Genomic DNA, 16,678 nt, shown 5'->3' on the forward strand with positions numbered 1-16,678 from the left:
GACACGGTCCGGATGCCGCGCTTGGCCGATCTTCTCCGGCTTCTTGCTCTGGTTCTCATCGTCCTCATGACCTCAGCCTCGCACCCTTTGCACGCCACCGATCAGCCCTGCACCACGATGTCCCACCAAGGCATCGGCTTTATTGTCTGCCTGGCGGAGCCGGCGGCGGTGCGGGTGTTTCATGGGGATGAGGGCGGGCGGGCGTTTGGGGGGTTCGTGGCGCTGCGCGATGCGCTTCGGCGCGATCAGATGCGGCTGGTCATGGCGATGAACGGCGGCATGTATGAGGAGGATCTTTCGGCCGTGGGGCTTCTTGTCACCGGCGGCATCGAGAAGCACCCGCTGGCGACGGGCGAGGGCTGGGGGAACTTCTACCTGAAGCCAAATGGCGTCTTCGCGCTGGCGGACGGGCGGGCGATGGTGATGGAGACGGGGCGCTTTGTCGCTTCAGGTGTGGCGCCAGACGAGGCGACACAGTCGGGCCCGATGCTGGTGATCGACGGCGCAGTGCATCCGGCCTTCCTGCCGGAGGGCACCAGCCTGCAGCTTCGCAACGGCATCGGCGTCGACACGAAGGGAAAGGTTTATCTGGCGATCTCGCTTGCGCCCGTGCGGTTTTATGATTTCGCGACGCTGTTTCGCGACGAGCTCGACTGCCCGAACGCTCTGTTCCTCGACGGGCATATTTCCAGCCTCTACGCGCCGTCGCTCGGCCGCCTCGACACGCGGTACCCGATGGGCCCCATCATCGGCGTGGTCGAGCCGATGTGGCGCAGTGCCACGGCCGTCCCGGCGGCAGAGGAAGGGGCGTCGCCGTAGCCGTCCCGGTTCTCAGGCTTTGGGGAAGGCGCGGGCGAGGCCGCCGGATTTCTGCAGGCCGGCGCGAAAGGCGAGATAGGCGGGATGCTGGCTGGAGCGTGCGGCTTCCGTCAGCCGCATCTGCAGCCGGGCGGGCGCATGGCTGCCGATCCAGGAGCCGCGCTCCTCGAGCTTCATCGAGTTGAGAAACTTGGCCGCCGTTGCGAGATCGAGATAGCGCTGGACGCCATCGATCAGCAGATCGTCGCCCTCGGCGAAGTCCATGAGGCGGAGCAGTTCCGCCCGGTCGGCCTCGGTCAGTGCGGTGAGCTTCTCGGCGATCGTGTCTCGTGTGGTGCGGGCTGTGGCATGGCTGGTCATGAAGGCGGGTCCTCAGGGCTCATCAGACGGCATCAGGGGGGAAGAGGGGCGCCGCTGGCGGCGCGCGGGGCGCGCCGGCTCGGGCGATCTTCCGATCGCCCTTCTCATGCCATGCGAGGCTGAAGCCGAACTGGATTGTCTGCCGCGGGTCTTACGTGGAGCGGCGTCGGCGTTCGCGCGGGGCGCCGGTCGGGGTTTCGCCGGCCGTCTTGTTGCGCAGCGGGCCGATCCGCTCCACGATGGTGTCGAGCGTCGGGCGCGGGCCCGGCTGGTGGCTGTCCAGCGCCTGGCGCATGGCGGCCAGATGATCGCAGGACGTGCCGCAGCAGCCGCCGATGATCTTCGCCCCAGCATCGCGCGCCAGCCGCGCATAGTCGGCCATCAGCGGCGGGGTGCCAGAATAATGGATCTCCGAGCCACGGAATTCCGGGATGCCGCAATTGCCCTTGACGACGATGGTCGCCTGCGGATCGGCCTCCGTCATGTCGAGCAGCGAGGACAGGATGTCGGACGCGCCGACGCCGCAATTGGCCCCGACCGCAACCGGCCCGGCGCCGATATCGCGCGCGACACCATGGATGTCTTTCGGATGCAGGCCCATCATGGTCTTGCCGGCCGTGTCGAAGGAGCCCGTATAGACAAAGGGGAGGCCGACCTTGGTTGCCGCTTCGGCCGCCGCACGGATTTCCTCGGGCGAAGACATGGTTTCGATCCAGGCAAGGTCGGCGCCGCCCGCCATCAAGCCCTCGATCTGCTCGGCAAAGGCCGCCACCGCATCCTCATAGGTCAGAGCGCCGAGCGGCACCAGCAGCTCACCGGTCGGCCCGACCGAGCCGGCGACGATGACCGGACGCCCGGCCTTGTCGGCAACGGAACGCGCGATCTCGGCGGCCAGGCGGTTCAACTCCTGCACGCGGCCTTCGGCCTGATGCAGTTTCAGCCGGTGGCGCGTGCCGCCGAAGGAATTGGTAAGAATGATGTCGGCGCCGGCATCGACGAAGTCCTGATGCAGCTTGACGATCTTGTCCGGCTGCGCCTCGTTCCACAGTTCCGGCGCTTCACCGGCTTCCAGGCCCATGGCAAACAGCGAGGTGCCGGTTGCCCCATCGGCGAGCAGCACGCCCTTTTCCGACAGGAGGCGGGACAGGGGATCGGTGCGGTCGGTCATCGGGGCATCTCCTTGAAAGCTGGCTGAGATATAAAGACGCTTCCGCTGAATGCAACCGAGCGGCCCGCGGTGGCACGCCGTTCAGGGCAGGCTGCGCAAGGGCAGCTTCGCCATCAACATCAGGCCCGTTACCGCCAGGGCGGTCTGCAGCCACATGGGTTCCGCGCGGTTGAGGATGAAGCTCTCCATCATGCCGTTATAGGTCATGAACACGATGACCATGATGCAGAAATCGGCGAAGGGCCGGTTCACCTCCTGCTTCAGGGCACGCAGGTAATCGGCAAAGGGCTTGACGAAGAGGAGGGTGATGATCATCAGCCCACCGGGCACGCCGAAGGTGAGGACGACGTCGAGATAGGAGTTGTGGCCCGACACGATGCCGCGCACGTCCCAATTGGCCTCGAAGTCCTTCTCGAGCCCCTGAATGACCGGCGAAAGCCAGAAGCTCGCATAGCCATGCCCCACCCAGAAATGCTGCGGGATCGAGGCGCTGGCAAAGCGCCAGATGTCCGACCGGCCGGTGAAGGTGGGGTCCGGTAGGATCTCCTGGGTGAAGCGGTCGAAGCTTTCGAACCAGGTGGTGCCGATCGTGAGGCTGAAGATGATCAGCGTGAAGAGAGCGTGGCAGAGGATCATCAGCGAGGGCCGGCGCGTTGCCGATCCGATGGCCACAAGAAGCACGGCGACGGGCAGAAAACCGATGGTGGTCTTTGATCCCGTGTTGAGCACGAAAATGATGGCAAGCGCCGCAATGGCCGCGCCACGCCAGCGCAGACCGACGCGATAGGCATAAATCCCGAACATCGACAGGACGGAAAAGACCGGTGCACTGATGTTCTTGTGCATCAGATGCCCCTTCCAGTAGCCGGCATGCGTGGCCTCGAGACCGACATTGAGGTGGATGGAGCGGGAGGGGGCAACGACGAGGGCGATATAGTCGATGACGAGCAGGAGAAGGACGGCGTTGGCGCTGGCATTCGCAAAGTCGCGTTCGCTGCGTGGCAGGACAAGAACTGCGGCGACCAGGATCAGCACCACGAGGCTGAGCATAAGGCCGCGCGTCGCGGAAGCCGGGTTCCAGGATTGCAGGCAGGACAGGAAGGCGATGGCGAAAATGATGGCCCAGCTCGGCGAGAGCAGGGTTTTCAGGACCTGCCGGTCGCACAGCGCGAGCATGGCGCCGAGATAGAGGCCGCCGAGGCCGAGATAGCCGACCTGGTTGATGATGTTGGCGGTGTCGAGCGAGATGTCGCTCTCCGTGTCGAGGATCGGGAAGGGCTGCAGCGTCAGCAGGATGACGAACAGGCCGAAGCCGGACAGGAAGGCTGCGAGCGGCCGCTTGGCACGGGCGACGAAAGCGGCGCCGGCCTGCCCGGGAGCCTCGTCGAGGAGGCTTGCGAAGGGGATGATCGACATGGTGCTGCGCACGCCCGGTTGCTGCCCCCGCCGCAGAGCGCGGGAGACCGGCGGCAGAATGGCAAGTCGGCGTTAAGGCGAGGTGAAAGGCGCGTGCGCCGGCCTATTCGGCCAGCGCGGCCTTGATCTTCTCTGCGGCCTCGGGCGAGACCCAGGGGGTCCACAGGTCCGGCTGCGTGGTCAGCACATGGCGGGCGGCGTCTGCCGTGGTCGCCTTGCTCTCGTCCATCCAGGCGAGCAAGCCGTTGACGGTCGTGTTGTCCCAGGAGCGCGCCTTGATATAGCCGAGCGTTTCTGCGGCCTTATCGGCGAAATCGGATGTGGCGAGGGTATAGACGTCGGACACCGGATAGCCGTTGACCTGCGGGTCCGGGCAATCCGGCACGCTGGTGCAGCGCTCCCATTCGAGGCGGTCATGCCCGGTGCCGAAGCTGAGCTTGACCATGTCGAAGCGGCCGAGGCTCGGTGCCGGTGCCCAGTAATAGCCGAGCCAGCCGACCTTATTCTCGAAGGCCGCGGCGATCCCTTCCTCCAGGCCGGCGGAGGAGGCGGCCTCGACCAGATGGAAACCGTGCTCCTGTGCCTTTACCGCCTTGAACAGGTTGGCGGTGGAGATCTGGCAGGTCCAGCCGGTCGGGCAATTGTTGATAGCGCCGTGGCTCTGATCGGCGGGGTCCGGAAAGAGATCGGGATGGGCAAGCGCATCCTGGACGGTGCGGATCTCGGGATGGGCATCGGCGATATATTTCGGGATCCACCAGCCCTCGACGCCCCCGTCCTTGAGGATCTTGGCGCCCTCGATCAACCGGCCGTCCTTGAGCGCTGCAGCCAGGGGCTTGCGCACCGAATTGACCCAGAGTTCGGGCGCGAGGTCGGGCTGGCCGAGCTCGGTCATGGAGGTGAAGGTCGGGATGGTATCGCCCGGCACCAGCGTCACGCGGCAGCCATAGCCTTTTTCGAGGATGAAGGCGTCCAGATGCGCGGCAATGCCCGCAGATGCCCAGTTCATCTCGGCAATGCTGATCTCGCCGCAGGCGGCGGACGCAACGCAGGGTAGGGCGGCCAGGCCGGAGGCGAGTGACAGGGCGGCCAGCAGCGTCCTCATCTTCACCCTCAGCCTCCCATTTCGCTCCGGACGCCGGCGGAGCCCGAGCTCGACCATATCCTCTTGCCGCCAAGCTAGACGCTTGCCACGCAAATGCAACCGCCGATCCGGAACGCGCAAGCGCGGTTGATCGATGGCGCGAAAAAGATGCCGAAATCGTGATTGGTGCGGCTCGTGCTAACACTCCGGTAACCTGACGGGCAGTAGGAAGGTGCCGCGGCAGGGGGAACCCGACCCGGAGGTTGGATCCTGTTTTGCGTCCCAACCTCCTGCCGCGCCCTCCCTCTTCCATCGAACCCGCTTCCGGACGTCGCCATTCCGCGCGCCGCGTCGCAGATCGGCCTAGGCGCCCTGCGGCACGAATGCTAACGAGCGGCGATGACCAAGGCGATCATGCTCCAGGGGACGGGTTCGGATGTCGGCAAGACCGTGCTGGTCGCAGGCCTTTGCCGACTCGCCGCAAACCGGGGCCTCGCCGTTTCGCCGTTCAAGCCGCAGAACATGTCGAACAATGCTGCCGTCACAGCGGATGGCGGCGAGATCGGCCGGGCGCAGTGGCTGCAATCGCTGGCAGCCCGCGTGCCGCCCTCCGTCCACATGAATCCCGTGCTCCTGAAGCCTCAGTCGGAAACCGGCAGCCAGGTCGTCGTCCAGGGGCGCGTGGTCGGCGCCGCGCGCGGACGCGATTACCAGGCCCTGAAGCCGCAGCTGCTCGGTGCGGTTCTTCAAAGTTTCGAACAGGTCTCGGCCGGGCGCGATCTCGTGATCGTCGAGGGCGCCGGCTCGCCGGCGGAGATCAATCTGCGGGCGGGCGACATTGCCAATATGGGTTTTGCCCGGGCGGCGCAGGTGCCGGTCGTGCTCGTCGGCGATATCGACCGCGGCGGGGTCATTGCCTCGCTGGTCGGCACCCATGCCGTGCTCGACCCCGACGATCGGGCCATGGTCAGCGGTTACCTCATCAACAAGTTCCGCGGCGATGTCTCGCTGTTCGACGACGGCATTGCCGCCATCGGCCGGTTCACCGGCTGGCCCTGCTTCGGTGTCGTGCCCTGGCTGAAGCAGGCCGGTCGCCTGCCGGCCGAAGATTCGGTCGCGCTCGAAAAGCTTGCCTCCGGGCAGGACGCGCCGCTCACCATTGCCGTCCCGCTTCTGCCGCGCATCGCCAATTTCGATGATCTCGACCCGCTCGCAGCCGAGCCGATGGTCTCGCTCGTCTATGTTCGGTCCGGCGAGCGGCTGCCGGCCGATGCCTCGCTTGTCATCCTTCCCGGCTCGAAATCGACGATTACCGATCTCGAGGCCTTGCGTACAGAAGGCTGGGATCGCGATCTCGCCCAGCATATCCGACGCGGCGGCCGCATCATCGGCCTGTGCGGCGGCTACCAGATGCTCGGTCGCAGCATCGATGATCCCGACGGCATCGAAGGTGCGCCGCGGCGGGTCGAAGGGCTCGGCCTCCTTGAGATCGACACCGTGATGGCGCCCGAGAAAGTCTTGCGCAACAGCCGCGCCCGCTCGCTTGAGCACGATGTGGCGCTGGAGGGCTACGAGATCCATCTCGGCCGCACATCGGGCACCGACTGCCTGCGTCCCATGGTCGAGATTGACGGACGGCCGGATGGCGCGGTCTCCGCTGATGGGGCGGTGATGGGCACCTATCTGCATGGCCTGTTTGCGAGCGATGCCTATCGCCGCAGCCTGCTCGCGGGTTTCGGCATCGAAGGGGGAGCGACCGACTATCGCCGCTCGGTCGATGCGGCGCTCGATGGGGTCGCGGACGAGCTCGCACGCCTGCTCGATCCGCGCTGGCTCGACGCGCTCCTCGCCTGACGTCCCCACCCTTCGCTCAGATCTCGCCGGAGGCCTCGCGGCGGCGGCGGTCGAGTTCTTCGCTGTAACGACGCAGCGTATGGCTCTCGGTTAACAGTCCGACCACGCGGCGCTCGATCAGATTGTTCACCACCGCCAGCGCATCGCTGCCGCTCTTGTCGAAGAGCGCGGCGGCCTGGCGGGCATTCATGGCCGGCTGCAGGAAGTCGTTCGCATTGCGTATGAACCGGCCGATGCCGGCGTCGTCCTGCCCCGTCTCGACCGGACTGGCATAGACTTCCGGAACGAGGATGACGCCGCCATAGCGGTTGGTCTCGTCCACCACGATCGCCCGTTGGGCCGATCCGAGCGGAAACTCCGCCTTCAGCTCCGCCAGCGTCGCCTTGGAGGAAATGGTGCGCACGTCCGGCCGCATCATCCTTCCGACGGTCAGGTTTCGGATCCAGCCGACATCATGGGCGCTGCGGATGCTTTCCCCGCGCAGATGGAAGCGCCAGGTGGCGAAGGAATAGCCGAAGGTGGTGCGCACGACGAGCGAGGAGGTGAGCACCGCCGCCAGCACCAGGGCGGTGATCGGAAAATCGCCGGTGATCTCCAGCGCCAGGAAGGTCATGGTCAAGGGGCCGCCGATGATGGCCACGGCAAGCGCGCTCATGCCGACGACCGCGTAGATCACCGGGGTCAGCGTCTCGTGCCCGACGATCAGAACGATCAGGCTTGCGTAGAGCTTCCCGAGCAGGGCGCCCATGAACAGCGAGGCGAAGAACAACCCGCCGCGGAAGCCGGAGCCGATCGACACCGCCGTCGCAACGACTTTCATGACGAAGAGCGCCACCAGCATCATGACCGGCGTGTCGTGGCTGAGGTTGAGGTGCAGCGCCCCGTGTCCGCCGGAAAGCACCTGCGGCGAGAGCGTGGCCAGCGCGCCGACCACCAGCCCGCCGATCGGCGGACGCAGCGGGGCGGCGATCGCGCTGCGCCGCGCCAGCTCCTCGGTCAGCGAGACGCCTTTCATGACCAGGATGCCGACGCCGGCGGCAAGGGCGCCGAGGACGATGGCCGGCAGGTAATCGGCCGGCACGACCTCGCCGAAACTGCCGATGTCGATCGTGAAAGAATCGCCCCAGAGGAGACGGGTCACGAGGTTCGCGACGAGGGCGGAGACGACGACAGGTGTCAGCGACACGATCGTATAGGTGCCGATGATCAGCTCGAAGGCGTAGAAGGCGCCGGTCAGGGGGGCGTTGAAGGCGGCGGCGATGGCACCCGCCGCGCCGCAGCCGAGCAGGATCCGAAGATCGCCACGCCGAAGCTCCAGCTTGATCCCAAGCTTGGAGGCGATGCCGGAGGCAAGCTGCGTATAGCCGGCTTCCAGACCGACGGAGGCACCGAAGCCGTTCGAGACGAGGTTCTGCACCGCGACGATAATGCTGTCGGTCAGAGACAGCCGGCCGCCATGCAGGGCGTTGGCCTCGATCGGATCGAGCATCGGCTTCTTTCGCCAGGAGGCCAGCATCAGCATGATCAGGCCGAGCAGGATGCCGCCGACGATGGGTGCGATGAAGGTGGCGATCTCGCCCTTCAGATCGGACGAGCTCAGCCGCTCATATTCGCCGATGCCGAAGATCGTGCGGTGCAGCTGCAGCGACACGAAGCTCATGGCAATGACCGCCAGCCCGGAGGTCAGCCCGACAACAATGCCGGCGAAGACGAGGCCGAGCTCGCTGCGCCGCGCGAAGAGGCGCAGTTCGCTCAGGCGCGTCACCCGGCGCGGCACGGCCGCTAGACGGGCAAGGAGGGGCTTCAGGCGGATCTGCATGCGGCGTGCGGGCCTCATCTGCGCGGCGGTCCGGCGGTCGCCGCTCTCACGCTGTCGAGATAGGGCATCGATTGACTTGATCCAGGCAAAAGCATAACCATCTCTTATGGATGGTTCCCGCCGCCGAGCACGCGTCGGGAGGACGTTTTCTCCTCATCGTCCCGCATGCGGGCGGCAGGGAGAAGGCGGACATGGGAATGTGACGGGATGGACCCAGCCAGGGCATCCTTATCGCAGCCGACCCCGCGACTGTAGAACGGTCAGGGTTCGCCATCCGGTTCGACAGCCGTCGAGCGGCAGATGCCGGCGCATGGGGCGCGGGCGGTGCGGCAGGCGGCAGAGCCGGAAAAGCCACTGGAGCCGCGGTTTTGCGATCAACCGGGGTCGGACGCCTCTTCTTCTACGAATCGTCCACCTCTTCGCAGAACCATCAGGCGCCGGGAAGGCGAGGTGAACCTGCTGGCGGGGAATGGGAGCTCGGTCTCCTGTTCCCCGCCTCCACCCGTGAGCCAGGAGACCTGCCAGCCACAGCGCATTGTCCTTAGGGCGATGCCGGACAGAGGTGCCTGACCGGAGGTTGTCGTGGCGAACAGTGATCTTTCCGGGACGCGCGAGCGCGCCGCCGGCTTCCATTTCTTTCTGCAACTCCCTTCTTTCGGGCACGGGGCGATCATGGCCCGGCAGGCGATGCCGTGAGCGGGCTTTCCGGCGGCACTGTCCTGGTGCTGGGCGGCGCGCGCTCGGGCAAGTCGGCCTTTGCCGAGACCCTGGCGCGCGACAGCGGTCATGCGCGCCACTATCTGGCGACGGGCCGGGCCTTCGATGACGAAATGCAGGCCCGTATTGCCAGCCACCGCTCAAGCCGCGGCGAAGGCTGGACGACGCATGAGGAACCCCTCGATCTCCTCGGCCGTCTTGCTGCGATCGATGATCCGGCCACGGTCGTGCTCGTCGATTGCCTGACGCTGTGGGTCACCAATCTCATGCTGGAGGAGCGCGATGTCGACGCCGAGAGCGCGCGCCTTGCCGCTGCCCTACCGGGTTTTCGCAGCATGCTCGTCTTCGTGTCCAATGAGGTTGGTCTCGGCATCGTGCCGGACAACGCCATGGCCCGGGCGTTCCGCGACCATGCCGGGCGACTTCACCAGATGATCGCGGCTCGGGCCCGCACCGTCTATTTCGTGGCGGCCGGTCTGCCGCTCAAGATGAAAGGTTGATCCATGTCCCACCCCTCGCACGGCAAGATTCCGGCGACCGTCATCACCGGCTTTCTCGGCGCCGGCAAGACGACGATGATCCGCAACATTCTCGAAAACGCCGGTGGCCGCCGTATTGCGCTGATCATCAACGAGTTCGGTGATCTCGGCGTCGATGGCGAGGTTCTCAAAGGCTGCGGCGCTGAAGCCTGCAGCGAGGACGACATCATCGAGCTTACCAATGGCTGCATCTGCTGCACGGTGGCCGACGACTTCATCCCCACCATGACGAAGCTCCTGGAGCGCGAGGGGAGGCCGGACCATATCGTCATCGAGACATCCGGGCTTGCCTTGCCGCAGCCGCTGATCAACGCCTTCAACTGGCCGGAAATCCGCACGCAGGTGACGGTGGATGGCGTGGTCACGGTTGTCGACAGCGCGGCGGTGGCGGCCGGCCGGTTCGCCGATGATCACGACAAGGTCGATGCGCTGCGGGCCGAGGACGATGCGCTCGACCATGAAAGCCCGCTCGAGGAGCTCTTCGAGGATCAGCTGACCGCCGCCGACCTGATCGTCCTCAACAAGACCGACCTGATCGATGCCGACGGGCTTGCCGCCGTGCGCGCGGCCGTGACCGCCCACGGCAACCGCCGGCCGTCAATGATCGAGGCGCGCAACGGCGCGGTCCCGGCCTCGGTCCTGCTTGGCCTCGGGGTCGGCACCGAAGCCGATATCGCCAACCGCAAGTCCCATCACGAGCTGGAGCATGAGGCCGGCGAGGAGCACGACCATGACGAGTTTTCGAGCTTCGTGGTCAGCCTCGGTGCCATCGCCGATCCCGCCGCCTTCGTGTCCCGGCTGAAGAACGTCATCGCCGAGCATGATGTGCTGCGGCTGAAGGGGTTCGTCGAGGTGCCGGCCAAGCCGATGCGGCTGCAGATCCAGGCCGTCGGCAGCCGGGTGGACACCCATTACGACCGCGCCTGGACGCCCGTCGAGCCGCGCGGCACCCGGCTGGTGGTCATCGGTCTCGCCGAAATGGATGAGGCGGCCGTCCGCACCGCCATCGGCGTCGCCGCCGAAGCGGCATCGGCGAAGGCGTGACGATCCGCATGGGGGCGAGGGGCGTCAGCGCAAGGGTGCTTGAGAGCGGGAGCAAGGCTTCCGCCTCGCAACACCCCCTCTGCCTGCCGGCATCTCCCCCACGAGGGGGGAGAGCGCTGGGGGCGCCGGCAGGGCCAGGCCTGAAGCGTCGAGGTCGGCGCGCGCGCGCGATCGAGATTTTGACCCAGACGCGCGCAGGCGGCCAGAACCCCCTCCGCCCGAAAGGAAGCGACGGTCCCACCCCCCGGTCTCTCCTCCCTTGTGGGGGAGATGGCCGGCAGGCCAGAGGGGGACTCTGCCACTTTGCCCTGCCTCGTCCCGTCCGCCATTCCTGCAGCCTGAAAGCCTGATCCATGCATCTCTTGCTTGCCCAGAAGGGGACGATTGCGGATGGGGAGGAGGCGGTGGATCTCGGCCAGTCGCCGGGCGACATTCTCTTCCTCTCTGCCGCGGATACGGAGCTTTCGGCACTCACCGCCGCGCAAGCCGGCGTGACGACCGGCCTCACCCTGCGGGTGGCGAGCCTTCTGTCGCTGAAGCACCCGATGTCGGTCGATGCCTATGTGGAGCGGACGGCGCGTCATGCGCGGTTGATCCTCGTGCGGGCGCTCGGCGGCGCCAGCTATTTCCCCTATCTGCTGGAAGCCCTTCATGCCACCGCTGTTGCCCATCGCATCCCGATTGCGGTTCTGCCCGGCTACGACAAGCCCGATCCGGGGCTCGACGCCGTCTCGACGGTTTCTGCCGAGGACCGGGCGGCGATGCTCGCCTATTTCAGCGAGGGCGGGGCGGAGAACATGGCGCGGCTGCTCGCCTTCGCCGGGGCGCTCGTGACGGGCGCGGAGCGGCCGGGGGCGGCGGTGCCGTTGCTCAAGGCCGGCATCTGGTGGCCGGGCGAGGGCGTGATCGACGCCGCGCGTTGGCAGGCCCTTTCCGGCGGGTCGGAGCGGCCGCTTTCCGCCGTCTGCTTCTATCGTGCGCTCGTCCAGAGCGGCGAGACGAAGGCGATCGACGCGCTGATCGAAGGGCTCGAGGCCGAAGGGCTGCGGGTCCTGCCGATCTTCGTGTCGAGCCTCAAGGACCCGCCGGCGATCGGAACGGTGGAGGCGCTGTTCAGCCAGTCGCCACCCGATATCGTGCTGAATGCCACCGGCTTTGCCGTTTCGGCCCCGGGCTCGGGCAAGAGCGGCACGGTGCTGGAGATGACCGGAGCGCCGGTGCTTCAGCTGGTGCTTTCCGCCTCGACGGAGACGCAGTGGCAGGCTTCCAGCCAGGGGCTGATGGCCCGCGACCTGGCCATGAACGTCGCCCTGCCGGAGGTGGACGGCCGCATCCTCGCCCGCGCCATCTCCTTCAAGGCGCCGGCCCGGCATGATCCGAACGTCGATGCGACGCTGGTCGGCCATCAGCCGCGGGCCGACCGCATCGCCTTCGTCGCCGCGCTTGCCGCCAACTGGGCGCAGCTGCGGCGCATGAAGGCCAAGGATCGGCGGATCGCGCTGGTGCTGGCAAACTATCCCAACCGCGATGGCCGGCTCGGCAACGGCGTCGGGCTCGACACGCCGGCCGGCACGCTTGAAGTGCTGCGCGCCCTTGAGGCCGCCGGCTACCCCGTCGCCGACCTGCCGGAAAGCGGCGATGCCCTGATCACGCACCTGATGGAAGGGCCGACCAATGCCGCGCGCGACGGCCGCGTGGTGCGGGAAAAGCTTTCCCTCAACGACTACAGGGACTTCCTCGCCAGCCTTCCCCTTCAGATTCAAGATGAGATCGCGGCCCGCTGGGGCGCGCCGGAGGCCGATCCCTTCTTCCACGATGGCGCCTTCGCCCTGCCGCTTGCCCGCTTCGGCGCCGTCATGGTCGGAATCCAACCCGCGCGCGGCTATGAGATCGACCCGAAGGAGACCTATCATTCGCCGGATCTCGTGCCGCCGCATGGCTATCTGGCGGTCTACGCCTTCCTGCGCCGCGTGTTCCGGGCGTCCGCCATCGTCCACATGGGCAAGCACGGCAATCTCGAATGGCTGCCGGGCAAGGCGCTGGCGCTTTCCGAACTCTGCTATCCGGAGGCGATCCTCGGTCCTGTGCCGCATCTCTATCCGTTTATCGTCAACGATCCCGGCGAGGGCACCCAGGCCAAGCGCCGCACCAGCGCCGTCATCGTCGACCATCTGACGCCGCCGCTGACAAGGGCCGAAAGCTACGGTGCCTTGAAGGACCTGGAGGCGCTGGTCGATGAATATTACGACGCGGCCGGCGGCGATCCGCGCCGCCTGCGGCTGCTTTCCCGCCAAATCCTCGACTTGGTGCGCGACATCGGGCTCGATGCCGATGCCGGGATCGCCGCAGGCGACGGCGAAACGGAGGCGCTGAAAAAGCTCGATGCCTACCTCTGCGACCTGAAGGAGATGCAGATTCGCGACGGTCTGCACATCTTCGGCATATCGCCGACCGGCCGGCTGCTGACCGATCTGACCGTCTCGCTTGCCCGTGTGCCGCGTGGTGCGGGCGAGGGCGGTGACGCCAGCCTGCAGCGCGCCATCGCCCGCGATGCCGGCCTCGCGGACTTGAATGGGAATCCCTTCGACCCGCTCGACTGCGACCCGTCCGACCTCTGGTCGGGTGCTCGACCGCCCGCGTTGGAGAGCGTGGACGACGCGCCCTGGCGCAGTGCCGGCGACACGGTGGAGCGGATCGAGCGTCTGGCGTCAGGGCTCGTTGCGGGCGCGATTGCCTGTCCCGATGGCTGGAGCGCGACGCGTGCCGTGCTGGACATGGTCGAAACGCGGCTGAAGCCGGCCATCGTCGCTTGCGGCGCGGCCGAGATCCGGGCGCTGATGGACGGGCTCGACGGGCGCTTCGTGCCGCCCGGCCCTTCCGGCGCGCCGACCCGCGGACGGCCGGATGTGCTGCCGACCGGCCGAAACTTCTACTCGGTCGACAGCCGCGCGGTTCCGACGCCGGCCGCCTTCGAGCTCGGCTGCAAGTCGGCCGAGCTTCTGATCCGCCGCTATCTGCAGGACCATGGCGAGTGGCCGACCTCGATCGGGCTGACGGCCTGGGGAACGGCCAATATGCGCACCGGCGGCGACGATCTGGCTCAGGCTCTGGCCCTGATCGGGGCCAAGCCGCTCTGGGATCCGATGTCGCGCCGCGTCACCGGCTACGAGATCGTGCCGCTGGCGGTTCTGGACCGTCCGCGCGTCGATGTGACCTTGCGTGTCTCCGGCTTTTTCCGCGATGCCTTCCCCGACCAGATCGCGCTTTTCGACAGTGCGGTAAGGGCCATCGGCGCGCTGGACGAGGAGGATGCGGACAATGCGATCGCCGCCCGCATCCGCCGCGAGGTGGCAGCGATGACGGAGAAGGGCGTGCCGGCAACGCTGGCGGAACGCCGAGCCTCCTACCGCGTGTTCGGGGCCAAGCCGGGCGCCTATGGCGCGGGGCTGCAGGCGCTGATCGACAGCGATGCCTGGGAAGAGACCGGCGAGCTGGCCGATGCCTATCTCACATGGGGCGGCTATGCCTATGGGGCGGGCGAGGACGGCAAGCGCGAGCGCGACCTGTTCGAAGCGCGCCTGTCCACCGTTCAGGCCGTGGTGCAGAACCAGGACAACCGCGAACACGACCTGCTCGACAGCGACGACTACTACCAGTTCGAGGGCGGCATGAGCACGGCGGTGCTGGCCCTGACAGGCGCCCGGCCCGCCGCCTACCACAACGACCACTCCCGTCCCGAGCGGCCGGTGATCCGCTCGCTGGAGGAGGAGCTGGCGCGGGTGGTGCGCGCACGCGCCGTCAATCCGAAATGGATCGCCGGCATGATGCGGCATGGCTACAAGGGCGCCTTCGAGATCGCCGCAACGGTCGATTATCTCTACGCCTTCGCCGCCACCACCGGCGCGGTCCGCGATGCCCACTTCGAGGCGGTCTACAATGCCTATGTGGCCGACGAGACGGTGCGCCGCTTCATGGAGCAGCACAATCCGGCCGCATTCCGCGAGATGACGCAGACGCTGATCCGCGCCATTGATCGGGGGCTCTGGCGGCCGCGCTCCAACTCCGCACGCTTCGATCTGAGCGAGGCGGGACAGCAGAAACTGGCCTCCTGACGGCAGGCGACGAAGGACGATGGGAAGAGGGACGATGAGCGACATCACCGACAGGGAGCCGACATCCGGCGCGCAGCCGGAAGGGGCACAGCAGCAGGCCGCGGAGGGCCTTGCGCCGGACGACGCCCGCCACGCCATGAAGATGGCGAAGAAGAAGACGGCGCGCGAAAAGATCATGGCGACCAAGACGGGCGAGAAGGGCCTGATCATCGTCCACACCGGCAAGGGCAAGGGCAAGTCCACCGCCGGCTTCGGCATGATCTTCCGCCACATCGCCTATGGCATGCCTTCGGCCGTGGTACAGTTCATCAAGGGCGCGTGGGAGACCGGGGAGCGCACCCTAATTGAACGGAATTTTCCCGATCTCTGCCAGTTCTACACTCTGGGCGAGGGATTTACCTGGGACACGCAGGACCGGGCCCGCGATGTTGCCATGGCGCAGAAGGCCTGGGAGGTTTCCAAGACCCTGATCCGCGATCCGCGCAACTCCATGGTGCTCCTGGATGAAATCAACATCGCCCTGCGATATGACTATCTCGACATGGGCGAGGTCGTGCGCTTCCTTCAGGAGGAGAAGCCGCCGATGACGCATGTGGTGCTGACCGGCCGCAATGCCCGCGAGGAACTGATCGAGATCGCCGATCTGGTGACCGAGATGGAGCTGATCAAGCATCCGTTCCGCTCCGGCATCAAGGCTCAGAAGGGCGTGGAATATTGATCCCTGGCGCGTCTTCGATGATCACGGGATCGTCGAGGAGGAGCCAAGCGTCTTGTTCGTCCCGCATCGTGCGGCGCCGAAAGGGCCGCGCTGAGGCGGACATGCTCTAGAACCCCATCCACAGGCGGATGGGGTGGCTGGGGTCGGCGAGCAGCCGGATGGCGAGCGCGATGCAGGTGACGACCAAGAGCGGCTTGATGACCTTGGCGCCGCGCTTCATCGCGAAGCCGGAGCCGAGCTGTGCGCCGAGGAACTGGCCGACGCCCATCGTCAGCCCCACCTTCCAGAGTACCACTCCATAGGCCAGGAATACCGCGAACCCGCCGACATTGGAGCCGAAGTTCAGGAACTTGGTATGCGCGGTCGCCTTCAGCACGCCGAAGCCGGCCAGTGCGATGAAGGACAGCATGAAGAAGGATCCGGTGCCCGGACCGAAGATGCCGTCATAGAAGCCGATGAGCGGGACCACGGTGAGGCCGAAGACGAAGGGCGAGATGCGCTGCAGGCGGTCGACATCGGCGACATTGGGCTTGAGCGCGAAGTAGAGCGCGATGCCGATCAGGAGGAGCGGCAGGACGGCGCGCAGCACCGCGCCGGGAACGATGGTGGCCACCAGCGCGCCGAGAATGGCGCCGAGGCAGGCGAGCAGCGCCATCGGCAGCTGCTCTCTCAGCCGGACATGGCCGTGGCGCGCATAGGCGATGCTCGCCGAGCCGGAGCCGAACAGCGATTGCAGCTTGTTGGTGCCGAGCGTTTCCAGCGGCGGAATGCCGGCGATCAGCATGGCGGGGATGGTAATCATCCCGCCGCCGCCGGCAATCGAATCAATAAAGCCGGCGAGGAAGGCGGCAGCGAACAGGAAGACGAGGAGATGAAGGGCGAGATCGGTCACGGGCTGCGCTCATGCGGCGGGGTGCCCGCTTGTGGCAGAGCGCGTCCGGAAAGGGAAGCCTTGCCGAACCATCGCCGCACGAACCCCGAATTGCGACGGCGGATGACGGCCCCGGGTTTGACCCCGCCGAGGCGGC

Annotated in this window: 12 protein-coding genes; 6 read left to right on the forward strand and 6 right to left on the reverse strand. The window is 66.7% G+C overall.

Annotation, left to right across the window (positions count from 1 at the left end; genetic code table 11):
* Positions 1–21: 21 nt before the first annotated feature.
* Entirely contained in the window at positions 22–819 is a 798-nt protein-coding gene (locus U8330_RS07695; protein WP_416236830.1) for a phosphodiester glycosidase family protein, read from the forward strand.
* A 12-nt stretch (positions 820–831) separates the two neighbouring features.
* On the opposite strand, the gene U8330_RS07700 is transcribed toward U8330_RS07695, so the two are convergent.
* The 4 genes from U8330_RS07700 to U8330_RS07715 form a co-directional block, all read right to left on the reverse strand.
* Complete coding sequence (locus tag U8330_RS07700) at positions 832–1,179, reverse strand: hypothetical protein (protein ID WP_323104591.1); 348 nt, start codon at positions 1,177–1,179, stop codon at positions 832–834.
* A 151-nt stretch (positions 1,180–1,330) separates the two neighbouring features.
* Positions 1,331–2,347, reverse strand: coding sequence for a betaine--homocysteine S-methyltransferase (gene bmt / locus U8330_RS07705; protein WP_323104592.1), 1,017 nt, complete (start codon positions 2,345–2,347; stop codon positions 1,331–1,333).
* Between the two features lie 81 nt (positions 2,348–2,428).
* Positions 2,429–3,775, reverse strand: a complete 1,347-nt coding sequence (locus U8330_RS07710; RefSeq protein ID WP_323104593.1) for an O-antigen ligase — start codon at positions 3,773–3,775, stop codon at positions 2,429–2,431.
* Positions 3,776–3,866: 91 nt separating this feature from the next.
* Positions 3,867–4,868, reverse strand: coding sequence for a glycine betaine ABC transporter substrate-binding protein (locus U8330_RS07715; RefSeq protein WP_323107225.1), 1,002 nt, complete (start codon positions 4,866–4,868; stop codon positions 3,867–3,869).
* Between the two features lie 378 nt (positions 4,869–5,246).
* On the opposite strand from U8330_RS07715, the gene U8330_RS07720 reads away from it, so the two are divergent.
* Positions 5,247–6,701, forward strand: a complete 1,455-nt coding sequence (locus tag U8330_RS07720) for a cobyric acid synthase (RefSeq protein WP_323104594.1) — start codon at positions 5,247–5,249, stop codon at positions 6,699–6,701.
* A 16-nt stretch (positions 6,702–6,717) separates the two neighbouring features.
* On the opposite strand, the gene U8330_RS07725 is transcribed toward U8330_RS07720, so the two are convergent.
* A complete protein-coding gene (locus U8330_RS07725; protein WP_323104595.1) occupies positions 6,718–8,538 on the reverse strand; it encodes a chloride channel protein in 1,821 nt (606 codons plus the stop codon).
* A gap of 674 nt (positions 8,539–9,212) precedes the next feature.
* On the opposite strand from U8330_RS07725, the gene cobU reads away from it, so the two are divergent.
* From cobU to cobO, 4 genes are all read left to right on the forward strand, one after another.
* A complete protein-coding gene (gene cobU / locus U8330_RS07730; RefSeq protein WP_323104596.1) occupies positions 9,213–9,737 on the forward strand; it encodes a bifunctional adenosylcobinamide kinase/adenosylcobinamide-phosphate guanylyltransferase in 525 nt (174 codons plus the stop codon).
* Positions 9,738–9,740: 3 nt separating this feature from the next.
* A complete protein-coding gene (gene cobW, locus U8330_RS07735; RefSeq protein WP_323104597.1) occupies positions 9,741–10,820 on the forward strand; it encodes a cobalamin biosynthesis protein CobW in 1,080 nt (359 codons plus the stop codon).
* Between the two features lie 353 nt (positions 10,821–11,173).
* The gene (gene cobN / locus U8330_RS07740; RefSeq protein WP_323104598.1) at positions 11,174–14,932 is read left to right on the forward strand and encodes a cobaltochelatase subunit CobN; all 3,759 of its coding nucleotides are present in this window, start codon (positions 11,174–11,176) and stop codon (positions 14,930–14,932) included.
* A 34-nt stretch (positions 14,933–14,966) separates the two neighbouring features.
* Positions 14,967–15,650 (forward strand): cob(I)yrinic acid a,c-diamide adenosyltransferase, encoded by a 684-nt coding sequence (gene cobO / locus U8330_RS07745; RefSeq protein ID WP_323104599.1) that lies wholly within the window; start codon positions 14,967–14,969, stop codon positions 15,648–15,650.
* A 106-nt stretch (positions 15,651–15,756) separates the two neighbouring features.
* On the opposite strand, the gene U8330_RS07750 is transcribed toward cobO, so the two are convergent.
* Positions 15,757–16,542 (reverse strand): TSUP family transporter, encoded by a 786-nt coding sequence (locus U8330_RS07750; RefSeq protein ID WP_323104600.1) that lies wholly within the window; start codon positions 16,540–16,542, stop codon positions 15,757–15,759.
* Positions 16,543–16,678 lie beyond the last annotated feature (136 nt).

The organism is Rhizobium sp. CC-YZS058, assembly GCF_034720595.1.
In the GTDB taxonomy this organism is placed as follows: Bacteria; Pseudomonadota; Alphaproteobacteria; order Rhizobiales; family Rhizobiaceae; genus Ferranicluibacter.